Below are 13330 nucleotides of genomic sequence, written 5' to 3'. Positions count from 1 at the left end.
GTCCAACTCCAGGCGATCCTGTCGTGGCTGGTTTCGACACCGGAAACGTCCCTTCCATGGAGTACACGAGCGGTAGGCAGACAGGCACGGCGGTGGGCGGGAAGGGGTCAGCGGCCGACAGATCCGCGTCGGGTGAGCTGTGACGGCGTGATGTGCGCCCCCGGGCTGCGCCACATCGGGCAGGCGGTGCTCCCGTCGGGGAGCGTGAAGGGCTCGTGGGCGACATAGCCGTGCCGGGCGTAGAGATCACGCTCGGCGAGGGTGGTCGCCTCGGTGTAGGCGGGCAGCAAGGCGTGGTCCATCCGGGCGTGGCTCGTGGTGAGCAGGGTGCCGACGCGGCTGACGCGTTGCCGGTCCGGCATGGCGGCGAAGAACGCCAGGTGGTTGTGGGGGCCGGTGGGCCGATGGGCGGCCAGGACGCCGTCAAGGCAGAGAAATCGGTCGAGGTGGTCGCCGCACGCGACGGCGAGCCGTTCGCCGTATCCGATCGGTGGTGGGATCCGGCCGTACCGGTGGAACCAGACCGCGGCGGCGGAGTGGTCGTCGAGGAGGTACGCCTCGCCGAAGAGGAGCGCGTGCTCGGTCCAGATCCGGGTGACTGCGCGGAGCACGTCGTGTCGACGGCGCTCGTCGGGTACGAGCCATGCCCCGAGGGTGCTGGTGGCGAGAGCATCGGCGACAAGGTGAGCGACATCGGCGATGTCGCACCATCTGGCACGTCCGAGCGGCAGAGTTTCCTTCACAACGTCTCCTCGGTAGAGGTATGGCTGGTCGACAGACGGAGCTGCCGCAGGGCGATGGATCGTTCGGTCGGCGCCCGGCCTGCGCCGGCCGACGACGGTGCCTAAAGTCCAGGCGGCTCGATCCGTACGACGGCAGGTGACGGGCGCCGAGGCGGAGCGGCGCTCGTCGTGCGGACACGACATCTGGTCGTTCACCCGGCCACGAGTCCGGTGGCCGCAGCGACGACCCGTCATCGGGCCGTCCCGGCGATCGCAGTGCGGCCGCGCCGCCGGCGGCGTGGCTCGCCATCGCGACAACGACCATCGCTGCGCGAAGCGGGTTGCCGACATGTGAGCCGCCACCCGTACGCCGTCCCTTGGGGTCGTCACGCCGCCGGCGACTACTGACGATGGTGACGGCAGACGATGCCGCCGGAGCCAGGCGGGAGGGCTCAGGCGGGTCGGGTATCGGGCTGGCGCGGCCGGTCCGCGAGTTCCTCGCAGCGGGTCGCGCACCAGCCTTGGGACCGCAGGTCCGGGATCCACGAACCCGGCTCGGTGTCGACGGCGGTGCCGGTCCACCCGCTGGCGGAGCCGTTGCTGACCGAACTGCCGGACGCGGCCGGCGTCACACCGGGAGCGTGGGCCGGCGTGGACTGCCGCATCGGGTGGCTCGACTCGGCGGCGCCGGCGTCCGGCGCACCGGCAGACGTCGGCTCCCCCGTCGTCGCGGGTGAGGTGGCCGCCACGCTGTTCGGGATGCGCAGCATGACGCTGCGGCGCGTCGGCGGCGCGGGCACCAGGCCCTCGTCCGTGGCGGGCGCCGTGACCACCGGCACGTCGTCGGCCGGCGCGGGCACGACGTCCACCGGATCGCCGGTCGGAGGCGAAGGCGCGGCGGGCGGGCCGATGATCGGCTGTGTCAGCTCGAGCACCGGCGCCAGGGCGGGCGCCAGGACCTCCACGACCGGCTCGACCACCGGACGAACGACCGCACCGACCGGCTCGAGCAAGTCCGCCTCGGCGGCCTCCCGTACGACGGGAGCATCACCCCCGAGCCGACGCGTCACCGGTTCGGCCACCTCGGCGACCGAGTCCACTCCGGCGGACGGGATGGTGTCCGCCGCCCGGCGCACCGGTGCCCGCACCTGCGCGAGCCGCGCACCAGTCGGCACCCGTACCGAGATCCCCACCTCCGTACGCGCCGGCGCGATCCCGCCGGTCGTCCCCGGCGTCGCCGTCCCGACGCCCATACCGACGATGGCCGCAGGCCCCGGGTCGGCGGGCGATGACGCAGTGCAGGAGGGCGCACCGCCGACGATGGCCCCGGTGTCGAGCAGGTCGCCCAACGCACACAGGCGAGGCGGGCCGGCAGCGTAGGCAGTCTCCTCCGCTATCGCCTCGGCCACGCCCCAGGCGCCGAGGACGCCGCCGACCACCAGCGTCCCACGCAGCATCGTCCGGGCGAATCGGCCGCGAAACCGCACCACGCGCACCTCCGGGGACTGTCCTTCCCGACGACGCCGATTGTGCCAACAGTGAACGCATCGACACGCTCCGACACGCGAGCGGACGGGGAAGGCGTCGTGCCGAACGAGGCAGTCCTCGCCGGGCGCGATCACCGGCCCGGTCGAGGCGGAGTGCTCGCGCCGGCCGGCGCGAATCCGCTCGGGCCACCGGCGTCCGTCCCCGCTGCGGTCGTCCCAGCCCCACCGGCATGAACGAGGTCACCGCCGCCAACGACGCCGGAGCGCGTGAAGAGAGGCACGGGCCCGGCCGGCCTACACCGGCTGGCGCCCGCGCCTCTCATCCCCTCGCCGCGTGACACGTAGGTGTCAAACAACCCACTGGGAGTCTGCCATAAGGCTGACCGTCGCGCTACCGAACAGCCGACCCAGGGTAATCCGAACGGACGATATCGAGAGCGTCGTGGGCACCCGGCACCAACGCCCGCACCGAGGCCATGGCACCGAGATCACGCACGTCGAGCGCACCCGCTGCGGCTGTCCAACGATGGCCACCACCACCCCGCATCCCGCTCCGCGGTCACCGCCAGACCCACCCGCACCCGCTGCCGTCGCGCGGCCACGTGCTCCCGGGCGCGGTGGGCGACTGCTGCACCGCCGCTGGCGTCCTGCCGACCGCCTCCGCCGTCGGTGGCGGAGCCGAGCAGCTCGTAGACGACCGTGAACAGCAGGCTGCGGTGGGCGACGAACGGGTCGTCGGTCATGCGTGCGACGCCGCGCGGCTCAACTGCGCCAGGGGCGCCAGGCCGCACGTCGCCGCGAACCCCTGGGCCTCGATGCCGAGCGCGAAGTTCGTACGCGCGAACCGGTTCGCCAGCGCGACCGACGCGGTGAGCTCGACCATCGCCGGCGCCCCGAGCTGCCCGAGCAGCCGAGCGGAGAACTCGTCGGTGACGGTCGGCGGCCTCTGCGACGTCGCCTCGGCGTACGCCATCACGTCGCGCTCCAACGGCGTGAAGACGTCCGACTCCCGCCAGCGCGGCACGGAGGCCCGATCTGTGGCAGCCCGGCCTCAGATCACCCGCTCGTTCCCCCCGTCCACGGTGATCTGTGCGCCCGTGGTGGCCGCGAACGTCTCCCCGCAGAGCGTGGCGGCCAGGTCGCCGACCCGGGCGCTGGTGATCTCCGTACGGAGCAGATTCCGGCGCGTGTACTCCGCCACGGTCAGCCCGTAGCGCCGGGCCCGAGCCTCCAGCAACTCCGCGTTCCACAGCCCGGTGTCGAAGACCGCGTCGGGGTGCAGCACGTTCACCCGGATGCCGTCGGTCGCCCACTCCAGCGCCGCCACCCGGGCCACCTGCGTCACCGCCGCCTTCGACGCGGAGTAGACGACGGCGCCGGGCCCGGGGGCCAGGGCGTTGCGCGACGCGACCACGACGACCCGCCCGCCCCGGGGCGCCAGCGCCAGCAGCGGGTGAGTCCGGGAGAACAGGTACGCGACCGACTCCGCGTTCACCGCCATCGTGCGCTGCCAGTCGGCCGGGTCCAGCCCGGCGATCTCCCGGCTGGCCGGGAAGATCCCGGCGGCCGCGACGACGATGTCGACCCCGCCGAACCGGTCCACCGCCGTGTCGAGGGCGGCGTCGACGGCCGCGGAGTCGGTGACGTCGACGGTCAGGCCGAGCCGGGCCGGGCCGTCCGACACGGCGACCGACGGGTCCCGGTCCAGGGCCACCACGCAGGCCCCCCGGGCCTGGAGCGCCTCGGCGCAGGCCCGACCGATGCCCGAGGCCGCCCCGGTCACCACGGCCACCTCGCCGGCGAACTCCGGCACCGGGCCGCCCCGCCGCAGCTTCGCCTGCTCCAACTCCCAGTACTCGATGTCGAAGATGTCCTGCGCCGACAGGGCCTGATAGCCGCCGACGGCCTCGGCCGTCTCGATCACGTCGACGGTGTGCCGATAGATGTCCCGGGCCATCACGGCCTCAGCCGCCCGGCGGCCGGCGGTGAGCATCCCCAGCTCCGGATCGAGGATCACCCGGGGCGCGGGGTCGAGCGTGGTCAGCACCGTCCGGGCCCGGGAGCGGTTCTGCTCGACGTACCGGCGGTAGTCGTCGGCGTACCCGGCCACGTCGGTGCCGACCAGCGGGATCCGCTTGGTGCGCAGCACGTGGTCCGGGGTGACCGGGCCGCGGGTGGCAACCGCCGCCAGGTCGGGCCGGTCGAGGAACGCCCGCACGGCCGGGTCCTCGTAGCGGCTGAGCAGCATCGGGGCACCCGCCGCGGCGGAGACCTCGTGACGCAGCCGGGCCAGACGCAGCCGGTCGACCGGACGGGGCTTGGCCGGCGCGACCCGGGCCCGCGGCAGGGCCATCCTCTCCTCCGCCAGCGTGACCAGCTCGATGTGCCGGCGGTACGCCTCCTCGGCGTCCGCGCCGAAGGTGAACAGCCCGTGATTGAGCAGGACCACGCCGACCGTGCCGGCGTGGGCGCGCGCCGGGTACAGCTCCGCGCAGAGCCGGGCCAGGTCGAAACCGGGCATGACGTACGGGACCACGACGACACGGTCGCCGTAGACCTCCTCGACCAGCCGGTCACCCTTCGGCTGGTTGGCCAGGGCGAGCAGCGCGTCGGCGTGGCTGTGCAGCACAGCCGGGTACGGCAGCAGCGCGTGCAGCAGCGTCTCGACGCTCGGGTCCGGCGCGGTGGCGTCGAGGCGGGCGCAGCGCAGCTCGTTCATCATGTCGCTGTCGGCGAGCCGCTCCAGCCGCAGCAGCGCCCGCAGCCGGTCCAGCCGCAGCGCGGTGAAGCCGGACGCGTCCATGGTCGCCAGGTCGGAGCCGCTGCCCTTGACGTGGAGCACCTCCACCGGCTCCCCGGTGAGGTCGGTGACCGTCGTCTTGACCGAGGTGTTCCCCCCGCCGTGCAGCACCAGGTCGGTGTCGGCACCGAGCAGCCGGGACGCGTACACGAGTCGCGCGATCGGATCGGCGGCGTCCGGGGCGTCGGCGGCGGACCAGCGGTCGAGCATGGGGGCGGCTCCTCGCGGGAGGGGTCGGGGTTGGTCAGGCCCGGGCGGTGGGGTCGTCGGGGCGGCCGCCGGCGGCCGGCAGGATGACCCGACGCTCGGTGACGATGGCGGTGACCAGGTCCGCCGGGGTCACGTCGAAGGCGTAGTTGAGCGTACCGGTGCCCTTCGGGGCCAGGTCCGCTGCACCGAGAGCGGTGATCTCCTCGGGGGCGCGTACCTCGATGTGGACGTCCCGGCCGGTCGGGGTGGCCAGGTCGACGGTCGACTCCGGGGCGGCGACCACCATCGGCACCCCGGCGCGGGCCGCCGCCAGGGCCAGCGGGTAGGTGCCCACCTTGTTGATCACGTCGCCGTTGGCGGTGATCCGATCCGCGCCGACCACGACCGCGTCGACCAGGCCCTGGGCCAGCACCGACGCGGCGGCCGAGTCCACCACCAGGGTGTGCGGCGCGCCGATCTGGGCCAACTCCCACACGGTCAGCCGCGCGCCCTGCAGCAGCGGGCGGGTCTCCGAGGCGTACACGTGGGCCAGCGCCCCGTGCTCCTGGAGGGAACGGACCACGCCCAGCGCGGTGCCCCACTCGACGGTGGCCAGTGCCCCGGCGTTGCAGTGGGTCTGCACCGCCACCTGCGGCCCCACCGTCTCGACCAGCCAGCGGGCACCCCGCTCGCTGAGCGCACGACAGCAGCGGACGTCCTCCTCCAGCACCGCCAGGGCCTCGGCGAGGGCCGCCTCCGCGCCCTCGGCCTCGAGCCGGACGCGTACCCGGTCGACGCCCCAGGCGAGGTTCACGGCAGTCGGGCGGGCGGCCCGGATCGCGTCGACGACCCGTCGCAGCTCCGCCGGGTCGTCCGGATACAGCCGGGCGGCGAGCGCCACGCCGAGCGCCCCGGCGACACCGATCGCGGGTGCGCCCCGGATCGCCAGCGACCGGATCGCCGCGATCAACTCCTCGACGGTCCCGATCTCCAGGAACTTGACCTCGTGCGGCAGCCGGGTCTGGTCGATCGCGATGATCAGACCGTCCCGCCAGTCGATGGTCCGCATCCACGCCCCTCACTGTCCGGAGCCCATAAACCTACGGTGGCCACCCGCTCCCCCGCTACCTCCCTGCTGCCCCGTGACCGCGCCGCGGGGTCACATCCGTTCGAGGGTTCGGATGCCGAGCAGGTGCAGCCCTTGCCGCAGTGTCCGGGCGGTCAGGTCGGCCAACACCAACCGTCTCTGCCGCAGCTCGCCGGGGGCGCAACACCGGGCAGCGTTCGTAGAACGCGCTGAACGCGGTCGCGAGCCGGTGCAGGTGGCTGGCGAGGCGGTGGAACTCCAGGCTCACCATCTTGATTAGGGATCTTGGGTGATCATAGATTGATGGTGTGGGATTTCTTCGATTCGCGGAGTCCGCGAAGCGTCTGGGTGTTCACCCGGTGACGTTTCGTCTTTGGGCTGGTTCGGGGAGGGTTCCGGTGGCGTGGTTCGGCCGTGGGCGCCGGTTTTCTGCGATCGGTGTCGAGGCGGTAGGCCGGTGAGTGGGAAGCTGCCGCTGGCCGACGGCGAGACGTCCCGCACGGCGTGTGCCCGCGCCTTTGTGCGTGGGGGTGTGGACGAGAAGACCGGTGAGGTGCTGTCCCAGGTCGCGGTTGCCGAGCGGGTCGGCTGGTGTGCTGATCTGGTGGCGGGGATGGTGGGCGCTCTGATCAGCGAGCACTGGAATGCCGCGGACGTGGGAGTGTTGGCCGGTGGGGTGGACGCGGGTGGCCGGAGGTTGCCGTCGCATGCGTGGATGGCGTTGCGGCGTTTGGGTTGGACGGTCACCGTCCCGGAGGGTGTGAAGGTCAACGACCGGGTCGTGCGGATGGCGCAGGAACAGGCGGGGCGTGTTCTGCGTTCGGTGGGGTGGCGTGCTGATGTGACCGCGGGGGTGTTGGCGACGTGGCCGGCCGATCCGCGTAGGCGCAGTGTCGTCGAGTGGGATCAGGTTCGGGCGTCGATTCCTGGCGGGGAGCATCTGCCGTGCAGCATCGTCAAGGGCCGAACCCGGCAGGTCGCCACGTTCCTTGCCGCGCATGGCCGGCTGCCGGTGGATGTGTTCGAGCTCGAAGGCGTCCCGAAGGTCCCGCGGATGCTGCTGCTGGCCGCGTGTGATCGGCAGCAGGCCACCATCGAGCGTTGCGAGGCCGACCCGGGCAGGGTGTTGCTGCGGTTGCAGTTGCCCACCCGCCCGGATCCGCGCGCGTATCGGGACTGGACGTGGGTCGCCTGCCCGATCATCCTGCCGCCCACGGTTCCCGCCTCGGCGGTGCTGCACCTGCCCACCCTCCGCATAACCGGCCGACAGGTACGCGCCGATATGGCATACACCCATGCCGTGCCGAAGGCCCAGCCCACCGGTCACACGGTGGCGCTCGGCGTGGACTGGGGCCTCAACACGCTCCTCAGCGCGGGGGCCCTGCGACGTCGCGAGGATGGGCGGATCACGGCGTTGGGGGCCGGTGGCCAGTTCCGGGCCGCCGGAGTCCTCGCCAAACAGCACCGCCTCCGACGCCTGTCAGAACAGCTGCACGCCAAAGACGACCAGTACCTGCGGCTGACCGGCGGCCGCCCCGACGAGCACCTGAGAGCGAAACACGAGGCGCTGCGCGCCGAGATCCGGCAGGTGTCCGACCGCCGCTCACACCTCAACGACGCCCTCGCGTGGGCCGCCGCCAGATGGACCGTCGACCAAGCGATCGCCGCCAAGGCGAGCGTGATCTACATGGAAGACCTGCGGTCGATGGAAGCACGAGGCATGGGTGCCACCTTGAACACCCGCCTGTCCCAGCAGGTACGCGGAAAGATCACCGACCGCATGCGTCACCTCGCCGCCGAGACCGGTATCGCCGTGGTCACCGTCCCCGCCCGCAACACCTCCAAACACTGCCCGCAATGCCTGACCCCGCTGCAACACCGCAAAGCCCCCGACAAGCCCACCGTGGCGGGTTGGAAGTGGGCCGTCTGCCCCGACACCGGCGGCTGCGGCTGGCAGGGCGACCGCGACAACGGCGCCTGGCGCCGCATCGCCGCCCGGGGCCTCACCCACCAAGCCACGACCGTCACCGACCGCACCACCGCAGCCATGACGATCCGCTCGGTCGTGGACAAGCTCGAAGCCACAGCCGTCGTCACCCCCACCAAGACCAGCCGCCGGGACCGGTCGAAGGCCGGCCCGACCCGGCACAAGACACCACGCCCCGCGCCCAGGCGACGCAGGGCACCCTCCCCCACCCGGCCCCACAGCCGAGCGGGCAAGCGTCCGGAGGGACACGCACCAACGGACCGGAGGCTGCCCCGCGCAGCCCACCGACACCAGGGCGTGAACACGACCAGCACAACACCCACCACCGGCCACCGGCCACGAGGAGCAGCACTGGGCGCAGGATTCCACCTCCACGCCCACGCCTCCCCACCACGGTGGGAAACGATCCCGGAAACCCAATCCGACACAGGATCGCTAAGCTGACCAGAGACGCTCCGCTCCACCTTGCCGGTCGAACAGGCGGGGTGACCGGCGGTGGATTCCGCTGAGCGATTCGTACGGCTCCGGCAGTTGCTGGCCGGGCTGCCCCGCCCGAGGAGCACCGCCGCCGGTGCCGGCTCGTGCTGCGCCGGCCGATAGCGTCGGGGGCGATGCATACCCCGTCCGGACCAGCCGCCCTGACCACGGCCGAACGCGCGATCGACGCCCGCTTCCGCGCGGTCCTGGCACGGCTGCCCGAGCGCGGGCCGATCTGCTGGCTGGCCGAGTTCGCGGTCTTCGGGCTCAAACAGGCCTGGGCGTGCGTGTTCGGTGCGGCGATGCTGGCGATCATCCTCGCGGCGCGCCTCTGGTACCCGGCGGACGCGGCACTCGCCCGCAACGACTTCCTGACTCTCGCCGCGGTCGCCATCCAGATCGCGATGGTGGCCGGACGCCTGGAAACCCTGCGCGAGCTGCGGGTGGTGGTGCTGTTTCACCTCGTCGGCACGGCCATGGAACTGTTCAAGACCCAGATCGGCTCGTGGTCCTACGCGCCCGACGGGGTCCTGCGACTCGGCGGGGTGCCCCTCTTCAGCGGCTTCATGTACGCCGCCGTCGGCTCCTACATGGTCCGGGTCAACCGGCTGTTCGACCTGCGTTTCGCGCGCTACCCGAGACGCTGGGGGACGGCTGTCGTGGCCGCCGCGATCTATGCCAACTTCTTCAGCAACCACTACGTCCGGGACGTGCGATGGGTGCTCGTCGCCGTCGTCGCGCTGGTGTTCGGGCGCTGTGTCATGCAGTTCCGCGTGTTCCGGTTCCGCTTGCGCATGCCGCTCCTGCTGGCCTTCCTCCTCGTCGCCCTCTTCATCTGGTTCGCGGAGAACATCGCCACCTGGTCGCAGGCCTGGCTCTACCCGAGCCAGGTGAGCGGTTGGCACCCGGTCTCGCCGGAGAAGCTCGCGTCGTGGTTCCTCCTCATGATCATCTCGGTCGTGCTGGTCACCTGGATCTCGCCGCCGCAGCCGCCCGACAACCCACAACGGCGGCCCCTCCCGGCGGGGTGACCCGCCCACCGGGTGACCCGGAGGACCGTCGGGCCCGGCGGGCGCTTCCAGAGCGGTTGGCCGGTCGACGACCGCCGTCGTCAACCGGCCAACCTCGGTGGTTGTGCTCGGCCCGCCTACCGGAGCCTCATGGGCTCAGCGGGCGGGTGGCAGCTGCCAGGCCCGGGTGATCGTCTGCTCGATCCGGTTGTCGTCGGCATCCCACGCCTCGACCCGCAGTGCCACGAAACCGTTGGTCTCCGCCGGGTCGCGGTTGTCGAGGACCACCTCGAACCGGCCGTCGCCGAGGCCCCGGACCGGGCGCTGCTGCCAGGTCTCGCCGTCGTCGTACGAGATCGACACCTTGGCTCCGCCGATCGCCGGGCCGTCGGCACCGGCCTGGTGGCCGATGGTGAGCCCGACGGTCGGCGGACCCTGCCGACCGCTCGGCGGTGCGGTGGTGTTGAGCAGGTCCACCGGGACGTCGTAGTCGACCTGTAGCAGTGGCAGCACCATCGGATCCGAGGTGGAACCCTTCGACCGGAGGGTCCAGGCGGTGCGGGTCTCGGTGGAGGTGGTCCACCAGGCCGCCTTGCGGGCCACGTCCAACTCGATGCGGTGCTCGGCCGTCTTCGGGCTGACCGTGATGGAGCCCCGGGGGCGTGGGCCTTCGCCGATCAGCTTGCCGTTCTCGTAGATGCGGACGGCGGCGGTGTCGACCCTGGCGTCCGCCGTGCCGTGGTGCCCGTCGGAGTCCAGCCACTCGACCATCGACAGCGAGATCAGGTCGCCGTCGCGGGTCGTCGGCACGCCCGGATCGAGCTGGTTGCCGGCATTGAACCCGGGCCGGGCCACTTGCCGGAACCAGCTCTGGTCGCGCCGCTCACCCGGCTTGTAACAGGTGGTCGGCTCGATCAACTGCCCGAGGTACGCGATTGCTCCGTACATCCACTGCGCGTAGCAGTTCTCCTCGGCCACCAGGTATTCGACGCGCTCCCGAGGCGCCGCGTGCAGGGCCGCCACCTGGCTCGACGAGAGCGACCACGGCCGGTAGAAGTGCCGCAGCTCGAGCATCGTGTGCGCGGTGACGTCACTGTGGTAGCGGCTGTTCACCCTGGCCAGCCGGGCCGGATCGGCCACGAAGGTGGGGTCGGCGGGCACCCGCTCGTGGAACGGCACGACCAGGTCGTACAGGATCGAGTTCTGCGGCCCGGCCACGAGCCGCTGCCGGGTGTAGAGCTCGAACTCGCCGCGGGTGACCGACTCGGTCGGCACCGCGGACAGCGGCGAGGGGGATCCGTGGAAGTTGTGGGCGAACGGCCAGCCCGATGTGCTCTGACGCCACCACCCCAGGGTCGCGATGCCGGTCGGTGTGGCCGGCTCCGGGGTCACGATCCTGACCGGGGCGGCCCGCCGCGCGTCGAACACCAGCGTCGTGTCGCCGTTGATCTCGATCTCGGGGTCGCCGACCCAGGTTTGTTCCGGCCGCGAGCCCTGCTGCTCGTTCTGGGTGTAGATGAGGCCGGCCACCGAGTAGACGCCCGCCGGCACCCGCAGGGTGACCACGCCGTCGTCGAACTGGTTGCTGATCTCCATGAACCGGCCGGGGTCGTCCACGTCCAGTACGTCGATCATGCTGAGCGCGTTGGCGGGCCGGCCGGTGCGGTCGATGCCCTTCACCCGCAGTTCGTAGCGGATCTCCTCCTTGTAGTACCCGACCGGGATGCGGTTGACCGCCGTGCCGTTCTGGCTGGCCGTCAGGTAGCCGCCGTAGATCCCGGCCTCGCCGACCCGGACGTCCACGGTGACCGTGGTCTTGGCGGTGGCGCCGGGCTCGATCGTCAGCGAGGCCGGCGAGACGGCGAGCATGTCGGCGCCCGCGGCGGTTCCGGCCCGGTTCTCGACGTCGAGCGCCAGGTCGACGGTGACGGTCTTCGTGCTGCGGTTGGTGTAGCTGACCGTGGTGCTCACCGGGGCGGTCTTGTCCTGCGGGTAGGTGAAGAAGCCGAGATCCAGCGGTGACCGGTCGGGCAGCACCGGCGAGTTGAGGGCGTTGCGCACGTCCAGTCGCCCGCCGCCCTGCTGGTAGACCGCGAGGTCGCCGTTCGGCACCGCCGTGCTCGCCAACGCCGCCTTGGCCGCGGCGGGAGACGTGCCCGGGTGCTTCTGCAGGAACAGCGCCGCCGCACCGGCGACGTGCGGGGTCGCCATGGAGGTGCCCGAGGCGGCCGTGTAGTGGTCGTCGACCGGGCTGCCCATGGCGGTCCCGGAGGCACGGCCGGCGACGATGCCGACGCCGGGGGCGGTGAGGTCCGGCTTGATCCCGTAGTTGACCAGCCGCGGCCCGTGCCCTGAGAAGTAGGCGAGTTTTTCGGCCCTGTCGACCGCGCCCACGGTCAGCGCCGCGTCGGCCGCGCCGGGCGCGTCGACCGAGCCCTCGCCGGATTGTCCGGAGTTGCCGGCGGCGATCACGAACAGGGTGTCGTGCTGCTCGGTGAGGGCGTTGACCGTCTGGCTGAGCGGGTCGGAGCCGTCGCTGAAGCCACCGCCGAGGCTCATGTTCACCACGTCCGCCCCCTGGGTGGCGGCCCACTGCATGCCGAGCATGATCGCCGAGAACGGGCAGCCCTCCTGGACGCACACCTTTCCGCTGAGCAGTTGCGCCTTCGGTGCCACGCCGGTGTACTTGCCGCCGGAGGCCGCTCCGGTGCCGGCGATCGTCGACGCCACGTGGGTGCCGTGCCCGTGCCGGTCGCGCGGGTCGCCGCTGTCGGTGAAGTCCTGCGCGGCCAGCACCCTGCCCTTGAGGTCCGGGTGGTCGGCATCGACGCCGGTGTCCAGTACGGCCACGGTGACCCCGGTGCCGTCGTAGCCGGCGGCCCACGCCTCGGGCGCGCCGATCTGCCGTACGCTGTCGCTGAGCGTCACCTTGGCCATGCCGTCGAGCCACACCTTGTCGACGCCGGCCAGCGTTCCGGTGCGGGCCAGCTTCATGTCTCCGGCCGCACCCGAGGGCTGCGCGGAGCGCCACCAGCGCCCGCTGCGGTCGATGGTGGCGGCGACCGCGTTGATGCTCGACAGATGTGCCGTGGCCTTCGCGCCCGCTGGCGCGGAGAGGGTGCGGGGAGCCTTCGTTTTTTCGTAGCTGACGATCACCGGCACCGACTCGTGGTAGTCGTACTCGGCCAGCTTGGTGACGTTGAACAGCTCCCGGTCCAGCACCTCGGGGACCAACGGCGCGGCGTCGGACGGGATGATGTAGGTGTCGTCGCCGTAGGTGAGCGTCTCGAACGAGACGTCGCCGTCGCGGTCGGCCTCCTGGATGGTGAAGGCGGTCCGCCCGTCAGGCCCGGCCTGCACGGCGACCCGGTCGCCGGTGACGAGGGTGACGGTCTCCGTGGCGGACGGGTTGGCGACGGGTGTCAGGCCGGACGGGCGGTCAGGGCCCGCCGACGCGGCGGTGGGCACCGCCCCGGCTAGTGCCGTGACCACGAACGTTCGCGGTGTTGGGATCAGGCTGCGTGGGTGGTGGGTTGGCCCCAGCGTCGTTGTCGTTCGCTGCGGATGCGGG

General features: G+C 72.1%; 8 protein-coding genes and 2 pseudogenes. 2 read left to right on the top strand and 8 right to left on the bottom strand.

Features of this window, described 5'->3' with window-relative positions; all coding sequences use genetic code 11:
* Positions 1-107: 107 nt before the first annotated feature.
* From ACZ6O2_RS28690 to ACZ6O2_RS28660, 7 genes and pseudogenes are all read right to left on the bottom strand, one after another.
* Complete coding sequence (locus ACZ6O2_RS28690) at positions 108-743, bottom strand: hypothetical protein (RefSeq protein WP_466025018.1); 636 nt, start codon at positions 741-743, stop codon at positions 108-110.
* Between the two features lie 431 nt (positions 744-1174).
* Positions 1175-2209 carry a hypothetical protein gene (locus tag ACZ6O2_RS28685; protein ID WP_466025017.1) on the bottom strand — a complete coding sequence of 345 codons (1035 nt, stop codon included), beginning with the start codon at positions 2207-2209 and terminating at the stop codon, positions 1175-1177.
* A gap of 488 nt (positions 2210-2697) precedes the next feature.
* On the bottom strand, positions 2698-2952 hold the full coding sequence (locus ACZ6O2_RS28680) for a hypothetical protein (protein ID WP_466025016.1): 255 nt from the start codon (positions 2950-2952) through the stop codon (positions 2698-2700).
* Positions 2949-3233, bottom strand: coding sequence for a carboxymuconolactone decarboxylase family protein (locus tag ACZ6O2_RS28675; protein WP_466025015.1), 285 nt, complete (start codon positions 3231-3233; stop codon positions 2949-2951). Before ACZ6O2_RS28675 ends, ACZ6O2_RS28680 begins: the two co-directional genes overlap by 4 nt.
* Positions 3234-3260: 27 nt before the next feature.
* The gene (locus ACZ6O2_RS28670) at positions 3261-5219 is read right to left on the bottom strand and encodes a bifunctional aldolase/short-chain dehydrogenase (protein ID WP_466025014.1); all 1959 of its coding nucleotides are present in this window, start codon (positions 5217-5219) and stop codon (positions 3261-3263) included.
* A gap of 34 nt (positions 5220-5253) precedes the next feature.
* Positions 5254-6267, bottom strand: coding sequence for an S-methyl-5-thioribose-1-phosphate isomerase (gene mtnA, locus ACZ6O2_RS28665; RefSeq protein ID WP_466025013.1), 1014 nt, complete (start codon positions 6265-6267; stop codon positions 5254-5256).
* 90 nt (positions 6268-6357) lie between these two features.
* A pseudogene (locus tag ACZ6O2_RS28660) lies at positions 6358-6553 on the bottom strand (DALR anticodon-binding domain-containing protein).
* 264 nt (positions 6554-6817) lie between these two features.
* On the opposite strand from ACZ6O2_RS28660, the gene ACZ6O2_RS28655 reads away from it, so the two are divergent.
* Positions 6818-8716, top strand: coding sequence for a zinc ribbon domain-containing protein (locus tag ACZ6O2_RS28655; protein WP_466025012.1), 1899 nt, complete (start codon positions 6818-6820; stop codon positions 8714-8716).
* A gap of 167 nt (positions 8717-8883) precedes the next feature.
* Positions 8884-9765 (top strand): annotated as a pseudogene (locus tag ACZ6O2_RS28650) (DUF817 domain-containing protein); the annotation flags it as partial.
* 150 nt (positions 9766-9915) lie between these two features.
* Here the strand turns inward: ACZ6O2_RS28650 and ACZ6O2_RS28645 are convergent.
* The gene (locus ACZ6O2_RS28645; RefSeq protein ID WP_466025011.1) at positions 9916-13251 is read right to left on the bottom strand and encodes a S8 family peptidase; all 3336 of its coding nucleotides are present in this window, start codon (positions 13249-13251) and stop codon (positions 9916-9918) included.
* Positions 13252-13330 lie beyond the last annotated feature (79 nt).

The sequence above is a fragment of the Micromonospora sp. NPDC048040 genome (assembly GCF_055587185.1).
This window is presented reverse-complemented; position numbering and strand designations above follow the sequence as displayed.